Genomic DNA, 14,246 nt, shown 5'->3' with positions numbered 1-14,246 from the left:
CGAGGCGGTGGCCCGCGTGAGCGTCGCGCCCGGGCCCGTCGACATGATCCTCGCCAAACGTGCCGGCAAGGAGCACTCCGCGGCCGATCTCGAGGCGTTCTTGTCGGGCTACGTAGCCGGCAACGTGCCCGACTACCAGGTGTCTGCTTGGTTGATGGCCGTCTGCTGGCGCGGCATGACGGCGCGCGAGACCGCGGCGCTGACGCTCACCATGGCGAACTCCGGCGACGTGCTCGACCTGTCGGCGCTCCCGAACACCGTCGACAAGCACTCGACCGGCGGCGTGGGCGACAAGACCACGCTGGTCCTCGCCCCGCTGCTCGCCGCCATGGGGGGCACGGTCGCCAAGATGAGCGGGCGCGGCCTGGGGCACACGGGCGGCACCGTCGACAAGCTCGAGAGCATCCCCGGCTTCCGCGCGGAGCTCACAGACGACGAGTTCCTCGCCGTGGCGCGCGACGTGGGAGTGGTCGTGACCGGCCAGTCGAAGGACCTCGCCCCCGCCGACGGGCTCCTATACGCGCTGCGCGACGCCACGGGCACCGTCGAGTCGTTGCCCCTCATCGCCAGCAGCGTCATGAGCAAGAAACTGGCCGGCGGCGCCAAGTCGATCGTCCTCGACGTCAAGGTAGGCAGCGGCGCCTTCATGAAGACCGTGCCCGACGCGCGCGCCCTCGGCGAGGCGATGGTGAGCATCGGGCGCCACAACGGGCGCAACATGCGCGCCGTGCTCTCGAGCATGGCGCAGCCGCTCGGGCACATGGTCGGCAACGCCCTCGAGGTCGAGGAGGCCGTGGCCTGCCTCAGGGGCGAGGGCCCCGCCGACCTCGAGGAGCTCTGCCTCGTCCTCGCGCAGGAGGTGCTGGAAGCGGCGGGGCTGCCGGCAACGAGGGCCGCCCTGCACGGCGCCATCGGCAGCGGCCGCGCCATGGAGCGCTTCGAGGCGTGGATCCGCGCTCAGGGCGGTGACGTAAGCGGCCTCGGCAACCTGGAGCGGGCCCCGGACCAGTGGGTGCTCAGGGCACCGCGAACCGGTGTGGTCGCCGCCGTCCAGGCGCTGGCGGTGGGCCGCGCCGCGGGCGTGCTCGGGGGCGGCCGCAGCCGCAAGGGCGACGCCGTCGACGTTGGCGTCGGCGTCGAGCTGCACGCCAAGGTCGGTGACGAGGTGACGGCGAACGACGGGCTTGCAACGCTCTGGCACCGCGGCGGCCGGGGGCTGGAGCCGGCTCGACGCCTTCTCGAGGAAGCCTACGAGATCGCCGACGCGGCAACGCCGGAGCCGCTGATCATCGAGCGAGGCATCGGTTCCAGCGGCTGAGCGTGCGCCGTAGCCGCTGCCGCAGCTGCTGGCGGCGTGACATGCTGCTGCGGCCGGCGCCGTGTCAACTCAAGACTGGTCCGTAGAGAGGCGTGGGCCGCCTCCGCCGCGCTGCTTGCTTGCCGCCGCCGCTTGCTTGCTTGCTTGACAAGCGGGTTCCACTCTGCTAATGTCCCCGCCTGGGAGTCGAGACTCCCAGGCTCGAGGCTCAAGCCCGAGACGTGAGGAGGTGAGCGACATTGAGAACTGAACGAGCAAGCACTTCCGTTCGTTGGGCGGTTCCGGTCGCCATCGGCCTCGCCGCGCGCTGCGCCTGAGTCCGGGCCACGAGCGCCGCCCAACGACGGAACCCTAAAAACCGTAGGCCCGCGCCTCACGTCGCACCGCTATGGTGCGCCTGAGCCGCCTGGCCCCGCAAGTCCCCACCCAAGCCGAGAACCGGACCGGGAAGGAGAGTCATGGCACCGAACACCTATGCGCGTGACGTCATGGAGTTAGGGGCAGTCAACGCTCCGACCACGCACATTCGAAGCGTGGAACCCCTGAATCAACAAACCGCGCACGAGCTAGAACACCGAGAACTACACCACCGGGCGAACCGCTGACGAGGCCAAGCCGAGTCCGAGGTTGCCCACGCAAGGACCACCCCGCCCCGGGAGGGCAACCACATGTTCGATCTGAGTCACACCAAACTCCGCGCAGGCCTGGAGCGCGTAGACGACCTTAGGGCTCGAGCCGCTCACCACTCCGTACTCAAGGCCGTGAGGGCGCATCACCGCGAACGCGCTCGCGAGGCCGCGCTAGAAGCCGTCCGGGCCGAGCTCGCCGAGATGGAAGCGCGCGCGGCCACCGCCTGGAAGGCAGCCCTCGGGAGACCAAGGGTCCACCGGGGCGGGCTCGGCAGGGCGCATTGAAGCTCAGGCGCCGCACCCACGAAAGGGTGCGGCGCCTAGAATGGCAGGTGCACTGCCGTCGCCCCAGGAGGACGAGAATGCCGCACCTTCCAACTCACCGTGACCCGTAGGTCCCGGGCGCACGACTACTCGCATGCAACCCGGCATACCGCTGTGAGGTTCGAGGGCCTGACCGCTGACGACCTGAACCTGGCGGGCGCCATAGTCTCCGGCTGCACCTTCGTCCGCTGCGACCTGACCGGCGCGTCGCTGAAGGACTCCCAGCTTTCCGACTGCCGCTTCGAAGGCTGCGAGCTAGGCATGATCGACCTGACGGACGCGGCCTTCAGCGCCGTACACTTCGACACCTGCCGTCTGAGCGGCGTCCGCTTCGAGTTCCTCAACCAGTTGCCGCTCGTCCCGGACGCCTCCTTCGAGGGCTGCGACCTGAGCTTCTGTTCCTTCCGGAACATGGATCTCACCGCCTGTGCGTTCGTTGCCTGCAGGGCCTGGGAGGCCGAGTTCCTCGGTTGCCAACTCAACGGCGTCGACTTCAGCGCCACCGACTTCGCGCGCTGCACGTTCGCCCGCAACGACCTCTCCGGCGCCGACCTGCGCACGTCGCGCAACTACGTGCTGTCGCCCCTGGACAACAACCTTCGTGGCGCACGGGTCTCGCTGCCCGAGGCGGCCGGGGTTCTCCTCGCCGTCGGGTTGATAATCGAATGACACCGTCTCCGGTTCGCTTCAGCACGGGCGAGTGTTGGCTGGGCAGCTTCCTCGTTGCTACGACCGAACGGGGCATCTGCGCGCTGACCTTGAGCGATGCGCCGGGGCCACTCACCCAAGAGCTCCGCGCCCGTTACCCCGAGGCCGAGCGGGCCGACGCCGGCCAGGTGGACCCTAGCGGCGTCGCGTCCGGCATCGCGTCCGGCATCGCTGCCCGCGTGAGGGCCGTCCTGGAAGATCCCTCGACCGAGCCCGGTTTGCCCCTCGACCTGCAAGGCACTTCGTTCCAACTGCGCGTGTGGCGGGCCCTGCAGCAGGTGGCGCCGGGCGAGCGGGTGACCTACTCGGAACTCGCGCGGCGCATCGGTTCTGGCAGTGCGGTAAGGGCAGTGGCGGCCGCGTGCGGCGCGAACCCGGTGGCGGTCCTCGTGCCGTGCCACCGCGTGATCGGCAAGGACGGCGGCCTCCGGGGGTACCGCTGGGGTGTCGGCCGGAAGCGGGCGCTGCTCGAGCGCGAACGCCTTTCCACCGCCCGCGGCACGGTCCAGGACCCACTGCCGGGCTTCTAGGCACGCATAAGCCCACGCACGGTTCCACGGCTCCGCCGACGGCTCCGACGCAACGCTCGGCCGCGCCGACGACCTTGCCCAGTACGCCCGCCGCGTCACGGGCCCTTGGGCCGAACGGCGTTACCCTTCGCCGGTGCGCCCTCTTTCACGTTCACTTCCCCTCACGATGCTCGACCGACCCCACTGGCGGTCGCTACGGCGCCCCCGAAACCCCCGAACAGCCACAGCCGCCGAAGCGCGGCTGCGTCGCGCAAGGTCACTCGTCCTCGAACACGGCTGGAACTCAACCTCGCACCAGGTGCTCGACCGCGGCATGCGGCACTGGTTCAGCGCCGCCGGGGACGCCGTCGTCGGCTACGCACAGTTCGCCGGCGTGCGCCTGGTAGCGGGTGCGCCGGTCGCGGCCAGCGAGCGCCTCGCGAGCGTGGCGGCGGAGTTCGAAGAGGAGTCGCGCAAACGGCACAAGAGAGTCTGTTACTTCTTGGCCGAGGACCGGCTGAAGGGGTCGGGGAACTACGCTGCCCACGTGGTCGGCAAGCAGCCCACCTGGACCGTCCGGTCATGGAGCCAACGCTTCGACGGCAACTCGTCGTTGAGGGCGCAACGCAACCGCGCCATGAACAAGGGGGTACACGTGCTCGAGGCGCTCGCTTGTACCGAGCTCGCGGCGGGCCTTACTGCCTGCCACCGCGCGTGGCTCGCCTCGAAACGACTGCCCCTACTGGGCTTCCTGGCCCACTCCGACCCTCACGCGGCCGGGCCCGGGGCGCTGAACGACAAGCGGTTGTTCCTCGCCACCGCGGACGCGGCCTTTTCCCAAGCCGGCGGCGGTGCACCGACGAGGGGTCCCGCCCCCACCGTGTTGGGCTACCTCACGGCGGCACCGATCCCCCTTCGCAACGGCTGGCTCATCGACAAGGTGGTGCGCCACCCCCGCGCGCCCAACGGGACGACCGAGTTGCTGCTGGACGCTGCCGTAAGGGCGTTGGGCGAGGACTCCACGCGGATCACGCTGGGCCTGGCGCCTTTGGCTCGCCGCGCCGAGCCGGCCGCCGGCGCCGACGACGCGCCGGCCTGGCTACTCAGGGCCGAGCGCCTCGCCCTTAGGTGGTGCTCACGCTTTTACGACTTCGAGGGGCTGTACGCTTTCAAGGGCAAGTTCCAGCCCGACGGCTGGGAGAGCGTTTACCTCCTGGCGAGTGAAGAGGGCGTGACGGCGAGGGACTGCCTCGCCCTGGCGTCGGCGTTGCTGCTCGGGTGAGGCCCTTCGTTACGGCCCTTGTTGACACGCCCGCGCCTTCACGGGTAGACTTGCTTTTGCGTCGTCGGCGGTCCTCGGGCCGCTTCCAACGGGCAAAATCGGCGCGGGGTGGAGCAGTCTGGTAGCTCGTCGGGCTCATAACCCGAAGGTCACAGGTTCAAATCCTGTCCCCGCAACCAACCGCACGCACAGGGCCACCTAAGCAGTGGTCCTGTGCGTTTTCACGACCTCGGAAGGTGATGGCTACCGACCGAGGACGACCCGGGAAGGCCTCATGAGCAGCGACCAGACCACCGCGTTGGGCACCAGCAAGGCGGCCGGTAAACGCAAGCTGGCCCCACTCACCTTGCTGGTGGTCGTGGGGGCGCTCATGACGGTCAGCGCGCTCGCCACGGACGCCATGTTGCCCGCCTTCCCCGCGATGGCCGCTCACTTCGGCGTGACGGACGCGGCCATCCAGTTAGTAGTAAGCGTTTTCATGCTGGGCTACGCCATACCGCACCTGGTCGTCGGCTCTTTTGCCGACCGCTTCGGGCGCAGGCCGGTGCTGCTGTTCGGGCTCGGGGTCTACCTCGTCGGCGGTCTCATCTCGTGGGCCGCGCCGACGCTTCCGCTGCTCCTGGTCGGCCGCTTCGTTCAGGGCCTGGGCGCCTCCTCCGGGCCCATACTCTCGCGCGCGGTGCTGCGCGACCTGTACCAGGGCCGAGAACTCGGGCGCATGCTGTCGTTCGCGATGATCTTCTTCGCGGCAGCGCCACTACTGGCGCCCGCCGTGGGTGCCCTGCTGCTAAGCATCGGCCAGTGGCGGGCCATCTTCGTCTTCTTGGTGCTGGTGGCCGTGGTGCTCGCGCTGCTCGTGTGGCTCGTGCTCCCCGAGACCGTGCTGGAGCGCGACCGCGACGCCCTCAGGCTCGGAGGGATCTGGCGCAACGCCCGCCTCATCTTCACGGACCCGCGCTCCGGCTGGACGGTGCTCCTCATGGCCCTGGCCTACGCGGGCCTGATGAGCTACCTGCTCTCCGCACCGGCGATCTACATCGGCTACTTCGGCCTGAGCGAGGGCGGTTTCGCGCTGGTGTTCGCCGCGGTGGCGTCCACCACCTTCCTCGCCCAGCCGCTCAACGTGTGGCTCCTGCGGCGCTACGCCCCCGCCCAGATCCTACGCATGGCGGTGCCCGCTTTCATGGTCGCGAGCTTCGCCTTGTTGGCGCAGGTGGTGCTCGGCGTCGTCACGCTCCCATCCTTCGTGATCAACCTGATGGCGTTCTTCGCCGCCTTCTCGCTGACCCTCGGTAACGGGACGACAGTCGCCCTCGACCCGCACCAGGGGCGCGCGGGCATGGCGTCCGGGCTAATGGGGTTCGCACAACTGTCGCTGGGTACCGCGCTCGGCACCATCATCGCCAGCTTCGCGGACAGGGGCCCGCTCCCCCTCGCCCTGGGCCTGGCGGTGCTCGCCGTGCTCTCCTACCCCGCGCACCTGTGGGCCTTGGGGCCTTCCCGGCCCGCGCGCCACTCGCGCGCCAAGCGCTGACGCACTAGCATCTAGACCAGGGGCCGGGACCGGCCACGAGAGGACGACGAGCTTGAACAACGAACCCTTAGACGGCGCCGGCCCGCAGCCTGGCGACGCCCCGCAGACCAGGAGCGGCTTCGTGGTCATCGTCGGCAAGCCGAACGTGGGCAAGTCCACGCTGCTCAACACCATGCTGGGCGTGAAGGTGGCCCCGATAACCCCCAAACCGCAGACCACGCGGCGCGGCGTGCGCGGCATCTACACGGCGGACGACCGCCAGCTCGTGTTCGTCGACACGCCTGGCTTCCACAAGGGCGGTGGCAGCGCCCTCGACCAGGCGATGCGTCGCGAGATTCGCGACGCCCTGGTCGACGTGGACGCCGTGCTGTGGGTCGTGGACCTGCGCCACCCACCCACCGAAGAGGACAAGTCGGTGGCCAGGCTGCTGGGTAGCGCGCTGGACGAGACGCCCCTGATCGTCGTCGGCAACAAGGTCGATGCGGCCAAGTACCCGGAGGAGGCGCTGCAGCTCTACTCCGACCTCGCCCCGCAGGCCCAGCGCGTCGTGGCGCTGTCGGCACTGAACGACCCGCAAGCCGTCTACGCGCTCAGGGACGACCTCATGGAGACCCTTCAGGAGGGCCCCTTCTACTTCCCTACCGACGTCCGCTCGGACCAGTCGCGCGAGCAGTGGGCCGGCGAGCTCATCCGCGAGGCGGCCATGATCCACCTGCGCGAGGAGCTCCCTTACAGCGTTGCCGTGCAGGTCGTGTCGTGGGAGGACGCGGAGGACGGTCGTCCGCTGGTGTTAACGGCGGAGATCTGGGTCGAGAAGACAGGCCACCGCCGCATGGTGATCGGCAAGGGCGGAGCCATGATCAAGGAGATCGGCAAGATGGCCCGAAAGCAGCTGGAGATCTTCTTGCAGGAGAAGATCTACTTGGACCTCGAGGTGGTGGTGCGGCCCTCGTGGCGCGAGGACCGCGAGGCCCTACGCGAGCTCGGCTACGAGCCGTGAGCTAGGGAGACCGAGTGCCCATCGCCGCCCGCTGGCGCTCCCTCGACCGGTTACCGCCGGTCAGGGGGCGGGACGCCATGCCGGGCGTGTACGAGATCGCCGACGAACGGCGCAGTGTGATCTACATCGGCCAGTCGGCCGTCGACGTCCCGAACCGCATCCGGCAGCACCTGGCGAAGGGCGGCTGCGTGGCCACGAACGCGGGCTTCTGGCGTTACGCCTACAGCGCCGTGCCCCAGGCCGAGGAGGCGCGCCTGCTCGACGACTACCGCGCCGCACACAGTGGTGCGCTGCCGCGCTGCAACCGCGCCACGCCCCTCGTTCGGGACGCTCGGCGTAGGGCGAGCGAAAGGTTCGGGGGCGGCAACGGGCAAGAATGAACCGCGGAGGAAGACGCCGCCGAGAAACCCCGATTCCCATCGGATTAGAGTGAAACACCTGACTTGTTGCTTTTACAGAGGCATGATATAACCGGGCAGGCGAGGAGAACACTACTTTCTCTTCTCAGATCGGTTTGGAGGGTTCGCATGCGCAAGTTTCTGGTCACCCTGATCGCTGTAGCCACCCTTGGTGCGGGTGCAGCATTCGCACAGAGTGGTATGTGGGCCGGCGTCAGCGCCGGGTACCCAGGTGCCGCGCTGCACTTCGGTATCGACAACGTGGCGCCCAACCTGGCCGTCCGCCTCAACGCGGGCTACAACTACATCGGCACGGGTGGCTTCGCCATCGGCGCCGACGTCCTCTACGACCTCGCGGTCGACATGGGTGACGCGCCCATTCAGGTGTACGTCGGCGGGGGCGTTGGCCTCGGCCTCGGCTCCGGAGTGGCAGTCGGCATCAACACCTTCGTCGGTGGCGAGTTCAGCCTTGCCAGCGCCGGCCTGCCGGAAGGCGGCGTGTTCCTCGAAGTAGGTCCGTCCATCGCCGTCGTCCCGACCTTCAACTTCGGCGTCACCGGCCGCCTCGGCTTCAACTACCACTTCTAAGCGCTAGACCCTAAGAACTAGTGGCGCCCCGCAGCTTCGGCCGCGGGGCGCCACTTCGTATCCGCGGCTTCGGTCGTGAGCCCGGGGCGTCGTAGGCGGGCCCCCTCGATTCGGCCCCGGAACGCAGGCTCAGCCGACGAGGTAGAGCAGCTCCATGAGCGCTCCCGGCACCTCCACGTCCTTGAGCCCCTTCTTCTTGACGCTGAAGCCGGGCGGGTAACGCGTCGGTTCCGCCTTGAACGCCAGCGCCCGCAGGCGCTTGGCGTCGTAGTCGAGCGTCTCCAGCGCACCGTTCATCGACACCTGCACGTCCGTCATGTGCTCCTTGATGCTCGCGACGCCCTTGGCGCCGGCGAGCAAGCGTAGGCGGGTCAGCTCCACGAACGCCTTCACCTCCGGCGGGAACGGCCCGAACGCCTCGCGCATCTCGCGGGCGATGCGGTTGACCTCGGCCAAGCCGGTGGTGGAGGCGAGGCGGCCGTAATAGTTGATCCTGACTGCATCGTCTTGGACGTAGGTGGGGCTCAAGCGCGCGTCCAAGTTGAGGTCCACCGTCACCTGCGGGACCTCGGCCGCTCGCAGCTCGCCCTTGAGCTTGGCGACCTCCTCGGCCAGCATCTCCGTGTAGACCTCGAGCGAGACGGCGCTGATGTGCCCGTGCTGCTCGCCGCCCAGCAGGTTGCCCACCCCGCGGATCTCCATGTCCTTCTCGGCCAGCAGGTGGCCCGAGCCCAGGTCGTTGAGCTCCGCGATGGCGTACAGGCGCCGTTGGGCCTGCTCCGTCAGGCGGCCCGGATAGAGCATGTACGCCCACGCCTCGGTCTCGCGCCGCCCCACGCGCCCCCGCAACTGGTAGAGCTGCGCCAGGCCCAGGCGGTCGGCCCGTTCGATGACCAGCGTGTTGGCGCCCACGATGTCGAGACCCGACTCGACGATGGTGGTCGAGAGGAGCACGTCGTAGGCGCCCTCCTCGAACCCGAGCATGATCTCCTCGAGCTCCGCCTCCCCCATCTGGCCGTGCGCCACGCCGATGCGCGCCTCGGGCACGAGCCGGCCCAGGGTGCGGGCGCGCATCCCGATGGACCCGATGCGGTCGTGGATGTAGAAGACCTTGCCGCCGCGCTCCAACTCGAAGAGCACGCCCTCGCGCACGAGCATGGGGTCGTACGGCTGCAACACGGTCCGGATGGGCTTGCGGCCCTCTGGGGGCGTCATGATCTGCGACACGTCGCGCAGGCCGACGAGGCTCATGTAGAGGGTGCGCGGGATGGGCGTGGCCGAGAGCGACAGCACGTCGAGGTTGGCCTTGAGGCCCTTGAGCCGCTCCTTCTGCCCCACGCCGAAGCGGTGCTCCTCGTCGACCACGAGCAACCCGAGGTTCTTGTAGACGATGGCCTCGTTGAGCAGGCGATGGGTGCCCACCACGATGTCCACGCTGCCGTCCTCGAGGCCCTGCAGGGTGGTCCTGGCGCGCGCGTCGCTCGTGAAGCGGGAGAGCATCTCGACCGTCACGGGCAGGCCGCGGAAGCGCTCCTGCAGCGTCTCGAAGTGTTGTCGCGCCAGCACCGTGGTCGGCACCAGCACCGCCACTTGGGCCGAGTTGCCGACGGCGCGGTGCGCCGCGCGGATGGCCACCTCCGTCTTGCCGTAGCCCACGTCGCCCGAGATGAGGCGCTCCATGGGCACGTCGCGCTCCATGTCGCGCAAGACGGCCTCGACGGCGTCCTGTTGGTCGGGCGTCAGCGTGAACGGGCAGTTCTGCTCTATGAGCACGTCCCACTCGGGCACCGGTGGGAAGCTGGTGCCCCTGCTCACCTGGCGCTTGGCGTAGGTCTTGATGAGTTCGGCGGCCAGCAGTTCGGCGCTGGCTCGCGCCTTCTCGCGGGCCCGCGCCCACTCGTTCGTGCCGAGCGTGGAGAGGCGCGGGGGATCGTCGGTGGTGCCCGGATGCCGCCTGAGGAGCGGCAGCAGCTCGACGGGCAGGTAGAGCTTGCCCTCGCCGGCGTACTGGAGCTGGAGGTAGTCGCGAACCACGCCGACCACCTGCCTGGGCTCGAGCGCGACGAAGCGCCCGATACCGTGGTCTGGGTGGATGAGGTAGTCACCGACCGTCAGCTGGGCCGCGTCGTGAATCCGCTTGCCGGTGAGCCTGGTTGCCTTCCTGCCGCCCTCGTAGCCGTAGAGGAGCTCCTCGGTGAGGACGACCTCCCTGCGCTCGTCGTACTTGTAGCCGCCCTCGACTCCGGGGGCGAGCGAGAGCGTTATCTGCCCCGGGTGGTGTTCCACGGTGTTGCGCCAGTGCGACTCGTAGGCGTCTATCACGCGTTCCCTCAAGTAGCGGCCGGAGCGCTCGAACTTCAGCAGGAGCTGCACGGAGTAGCCGTCTCTCAGCCACATGTGCAGGTCGCTCGTGAAGTCGCTCAACTTGCCCCTGTAGTAGGGCAACGCCCCCACGCCCGCCTGGCGTTCCTCGAGAGTCAGCGGGTCGCGGCCGAACGACACCACGTCGCGCGTTGCCAGGTGCTCCCACAGCCAGTCGGCCGCCTCTTCGCTCAGGTCGCCCGCGTAGAGCTCGGGGGCGTCCAGGAACACGGGGCCGGGAAGGGTCGCCAGTAACCGCGCCGTGAACGCCGTCCGGGTGGCCTCGCTCACGCTGCGCGGCGCCAGCACCGCGCGCTCTACGGCCTCGCCGGCGCTCGACAGCGCGTCCAGCTCGTCGCCGAAGAACTCGAGGCGCAGGCTGCCCGGAGGAGCCTCGGGAAGCTCGGCTTCGTCGTCCTCGTCGCCACTCCCCTCGGCGAGGCTCTCGCGGTAGACGGTGACGCTGTCGCCGCGCACCGTGAATCCCGGCGCGGCGTCGCGCGCGTAGCCGTAAGCGATGAGCCGGTCGAGCAGCTCCTCGCGGGGGTAACGCCCCCCTTTGATCAGCTCCAGTGCGAAGTCCTCGGGCCGCGCGGGGAACGGGGCCAGGGCGTGGCCGAGGGTGAGGATCACCTTCTCGCGCTTCTCGTGCCAGTCGGTGAGTCCGGGGTCTACGCTGCGCAAGGCGCCGAAGACGTGTGTTTCGTCGAACAGCGCCTTGCGCCCCGGCGTCGTGATGAGGACGGCCGGGCCGACGTGGCGGGCGAAGGTCATGAGCCGCGCCGCGGCGGGGAGGCCCAAGTAGCGGCCTCCCACGGCCACCGGGGCCTCGGTGCCGGCAGCGGCGGTGAGTGGGGCTGAAGTGCTCAAGCTTCGACCTTCCGGTTGGGCGGCACGCACGAACGCCCGCGAGCGTCACTCCTCCGTGAGGGGGCGCTCCGGGTGTTCCAGGGCCAGACGGTACGCCTCGTTCCTGGGCACGTCCAGGGCGATCAGCGCATCGCGCAACAGCCTACCGCGAACTCCGGCGCCCGCCAGTGCCTCGGCCGTTCGCCTGGGTCCGGCGCCGTCACCCGCCGCGGCCTCGGGAGCGGGCGCCACCACGATCACGATCTCGCCCCTAACGTCGCGGGCACGGAAGTGGGCCTCCAACTCGGCAAGGTTGCCCCTGATGGTCTCCTCGTGAAGCTTGCTGAGCTCACGGCTCACGCTGGCCCCGCGGTCGCCCCCGCAGGCCCGGACGAGATCGGCAAGCGTGGCGCTCAGGCGCCCTGGCGCCTCGTAGAGCGCCGAAGTGGCGCTCGACGCGGCCACCCCATGGAGCCGCCGGTCGCGGTCGCCGCCCTTGCGGGGCAGGAACCCTTCGAAGGTGAACCTGGCCGTCGGCAACCCCGAGAGCACGACGGCGGGTATCACGGCGGTGGGGCCCGGGAGCGCCTCGACGCGCAGCCCCAACTGGATGGCGAGGCGCACCAGCTCCGCCCCTGGGTCGGAGATGCCGGGGCTGCCGGCGTCGGTCACGTATGCCACGTTGGCGTGACGTTCCAGCAGGCCGGGGCCGCGGGCGGCGATGGTGTGCACGTCCAGCCGCGTCAGGGGCGTGCCGATGCCGTAATGCTCCAAGAGCGCCCGGCTATGCCGCGTGTCCTCGGCGGCAACGACGTCGGCCGCCTTCAGGGCCTCCACGGCGCGGAAGGTAATGTCGCCCAGGTTGCCGATGGGCGTGGGTACGAGCGTGAGGTGCGCTGCGGCCCTGCTCACGGGTCCTGGCTGCCCGGGCGTTTGCGCGCTGCCGCCCTGGCGCGCACGAACCAGCCCAAGGCTACCGCCAAGGCGATGGCCAGGCTCACCCCCACACCGGCACTGCGGTGCAGGCCCAGCGACTCGGCCAAGCGCGCGAGGAGCGGCAGCGTGAACGTGACCGCAGCCAGAAGCCCAAGGAGGGCGGCGTAGTTCACCGGGTCCCGCCAAGCATCCTTAGAGGCTACCAGTTGTGAGGAGCTGTCCGGCGGACGGCGCCCCCGGCTCCGGGGCGGTACGATACTCCCCGGGGGTAAAGGAGGAGCGGTGCCGACGTCGATAGAACCCAACGCACTCGAGGCGCGTCGCAAGATCGTGAATCGCCTCAAGCGCCTGGAGGGCCAGGTGCGTGGCTTACAGCGCATGATCGAGGAGGAGCGACCTTGCCGCGAGGTGCTGACGCTGGTGGCGGGCACGCGCAAGGCCCTCGACGCTGCCGGGGACGAGATACTCGCGAACTACCTGACCGAGTGCCGGTCGGCGCTGGCGCAGGGCGAGCAGGACGTAGAAGAGTTGCTCACCGTCATCAAGCTGGCGCGCGGCTGAGAGCGTAGCGCCCCGGATCGAGCCCGACCCTTACGGCGCGCCGGCAACGAAGCGCGTGAGAGACGTTCTCGGGTAGTAGTAGCCTAGGATCCGACCGTAGTCGTAGCCGGCGAGCGCCAGTGCCCTGGCGCCGTACTGGCTCATGCCCACCCCGTGGCCCCAGCCGTCTCCACGCACCGTCAGACCGCCCTGCACGGAGAAGCGCATGGACTTGAGGCCCCAGCCGCGCGCGAGCGAGTTCAGTTGCCGGCCCCGCAGGACGCGCGACCCGGCGCTGCCCGAGACCTCCAGTTCGGCGACTCGCCCCGACTCGCTGATCGCGACCACGCGCAACGAGCCGACCGTGCCCACGCCGAGGCCGGCGGCGTCGAGGCTGGCCGTGAGGGTACCCGCATCGAGCCTCGTCGTCCACGCCCGGTGGGGAGTGGACGACGGCACGTCCTGCAGGGCTACCAGGTACGGGATGCTCGAGCCCCAGACCTCGCGGCTGGACGCCACGGTTCCCCCCGAGTCGGAGTGGTAGTAGGTGCGCGCGGTCAGGCCGCCGTAGGTGACGACGACGCCGGCAGTCGCCGCGATGGCGGCGTCGCTGCGCGGCTGTTCGGCCTCCACCCCGCGGTATACCTGGCAGTCCACCGTGGCGCAGAGGTCGTAACGAGCGGACGCGTCAAGCGACACCAGGGTGTACGAGCGCGCGGCCACCGCCTGCGCCTTGAGGGCCTCCATGGGCCACGACGCCGCCATCTCCGAGGGCACGACGCCCCTCAGGTACGACTCCAGGTCGAGCACGTTGACGACCTCCACCTGCTCGCCCACGGCGCTCAGGCGGATGGCGCCGCGGTAGTGCCGTCCCAGGACCCCCAGCGTGCCGGCGTCGGCCGCGATGGTCAGCGTCTCGGCCAACTCGTGACCGTCCACGTACAGCATGCCCTCACTGGCAGTAACGGGCCAGCTGAGGCCGGTCCGGGTGGAGAAGCGCTGGTTGCCGACCGCGCCGTGGTGGGCGCCCGTGGCCTCCACGTCGACGAAGGGCACCACCGCGAGCAGGACCCGCACCGGGGTGGGCGCGGCGAAGTACGTCTGAGCGGCTGCCGACTGCAGCGAGCTGACGAGGGTTATCAGTGCTACCAAGAGGGCCACGCGGTTCGCGGGTGGAAGGCGGAAACACATCGCTGGTCAAGTATGACCTTGGAGTAGCCGGGCTCGCCAGAAGTACTCCACAGCGTGCGCGGCCCATGCGACTATGGGT

General features: G+C 69.5%; 14 protein-coding genes and 1 tRNA gene. 11 read left to right on the top strand and 4 right to left on the bottom strand.

The window, feature by feature from the left end; genetic code table 11:
- Window positions 1-16: 16 nt before the first annotated feature.
- The 10 genes from ROY82_03475 (at window position 17) to ROY82_03430 (ending at window position 8,290) form a co-directional block, all read left to right on the top strand.
- Window positions 17-1,318: a thymidine phosphorylase gene (locus ROY82_03475; GenBank protein MDT3681528.1), complete on the top strand. Its 1,302-nt coding sequence runs from the start codon at window positions 17-19 to the stop codon at window positions 1,316-1,318.
- Window positions 1,319-1,986: 668 nt separating this feature from the next.
- Complete coding sequence (locus tag ROY82_03470) at window positions 1,987-2,232, top strand: hypothetical protein (GenBank protein ID MDT3681527.1); 246 nt, start codon at window positions 1,987-1,989, stop codon at window positions 2,230-2,232.
- Window positions 2,233-2,385: 153 nt separating this feature from the next.
- On the top strand, window positions 2,386-2,940 hold the full coding sequence (locus ROY82_03465; GenBank protein ID MDT3681526.1) for a pentapeptide repeat-containing protein: 555 nt from the start codon (window positions 2,386-2,388) through the stop codon (window positions 2,938-2,940).
- Window positions 2,937-3,509: a methylated-DNA--[protein]-cysteine S-methyltransferase gene (locus tag ROY82_03460; protein MDT3681525.1), complete on the top strand. Its 573-nt coding sequence runs from the start codon at window positions 2,937-2,939 to the stop codon at window positions 3,507-3,509. The genes ROY82_03465 and ROY82_03460 overlap by 4 nt, the downstream gene beginning before the upstream one ends.
- Before the next feature lie 166 nt (window positions 3,510-3,675).
- A complete protein-coding gene (locus ROY82_03455; protein ID MDT3681524.1) occupies window positions 3,676-4,770 on the top strand; it encodes a DUF2156 domain-containing protein in 1,095 nt (364 codons plus the stop codon).
- Between the two features lie 102 nt (window positions 4,771-4,872).
- Window positions 4,873-4,949, top strand: a tRNA-Met gene (locus ROY82_03450).
- A 95-nt stretch (window positions 4,950-5,044) separates the two neighbouring features.
- Window positions 5,045-6,304: a multidrug effflux MFS transporter gene (locus ROY82_03445; protein MDT3681523.1), complete on the top strand. Its 1,260-nt coding sequence runs from the start codon at window positions 5,045-5,047 to the stop codon at window positions 6,302-6,304.
- A 52-nt stretch (window positions 6,305-6,356) separates the two neighbouring features.
- A complete protein-coding gene (gene era, locus ROY82_03440; protein ID MDT3681522.1) occupies window positions 6,357-7,304 on the top strand; it encodes a GTPase Era in 948 nt (315 codons plus the stop codon).
- Between the two features lie 14 nt (window positions 7,305-7,318).
- On the top strand, window positions 7,319-7,684 hold the full coding sequence (locus tag ROY82_03435) for a GIY-YIG nuclease family protein (protein MDT3681521.1): 366 nt from the start codon (window positions 7,319-7,321) through the stop codon (window positions 7,682-7,684).
- 147 nt (window positions 7,685-7,831) lie between these two features.
- Complete coding sequence (locus tag ROY82_03430) at window positions 7,832-8,290, top strand: hypothetical protein (protein MDT3681520.1); 459 nt, start codon at window positions 7,832-7,834, stop codon at window positions 8,288-8,290.
- 129 nt (window positions 8,291-8,419) lie between these two features.
- Here the strand turns inward: ROY82_03430 and mfd are convergent, their stop codons facing one another.
- From mfd to ROY82_03415, 3 genes are read right to left on the bottom strand one after another with little or no spacing between them, the layout of a single operon-like run.
- A complete protein-coding gene (mfd, locus tag ROY82_03425; protein MDT3681519.1) occupies window positions 8,420-11,521 on the bottom strand; it encodes a transcription-repair coupling factor in 3,102 nt (1,033 codons plus the stop codon).
- A gap of 45 nt (window positions 11,522-11,566) precedes the next feature.
- Window positions 11,567-12,412 (bottom strand): 16S rRNA (cytidine(1402)-2'-O)-methyltransferase, encoded by an 846-nt coding sequence (gene rsmI / locus ROY82_03420; protein ID MDT3681518.1) that lies wholly within the window; start codon window positions 12,410-12,412, stop codon window positions 11,567-11,569.
- On the bottom strand, window positions 12,409-12,609 hold the full coding sequence (locus ROY82_03415; protein ID MDT3681517.1) for a hypothetical protein: 201 nt from the start codon (window positions 12,607-12,609) through the stop codon (window positions 12,409-12,411). Before ROY82_03415 ends, rsmI begins: the two co-directional genes overlap by 4 nt.
- A 109-nt stretch (window positions 12,610-12,718) precedes the next feature.
- Between ROY82_03415 and ROY82_03410 the strand changes: the two genes are divergently transcribed.
- The gene (locus ROY82_03410) at window positions 12,719-12,997 is read left to right on the top strand and encodes a metal-sensitive transcriptional regulator (protein MDT3681516.1); all 279 of its coding nucleotides are present in this window, start codon (window positions 12,719-12,721) and stop codon (window positions 12,995-12,997) included.
- 30 nt (window positions 12,998-13,027) lie between these two features.
- Here ROY82_03410 and ROY82_03405 read toward each other — a convergent pair whose 3' ends face one another.
- On the bottom strand, window positions 13,028-14,167 hold the full coding sequence (locus ROY82_03405; protein ID MDT3681515.1) for a SpoIID/LytB domain-containing protein: 1,140 nt from the start codon (window positions 14,165-14,167) through the stop codon (window positions 13,028-13,030).
- Window positions 14,168-14,246: the final 79 nt, after the last annotated feature.

This window comes from Truepera sp. (assembly GCA_032027045.1).
GTDB lineage: Bacteria > Deinococcota > Deinococci > Deinococcales > Trueperaceae > JAAYYF01.
Note: the sequence above shows the minus strand (reverse complement) of the source record. Positions and strands in the feature narration are given on the sequence as shown.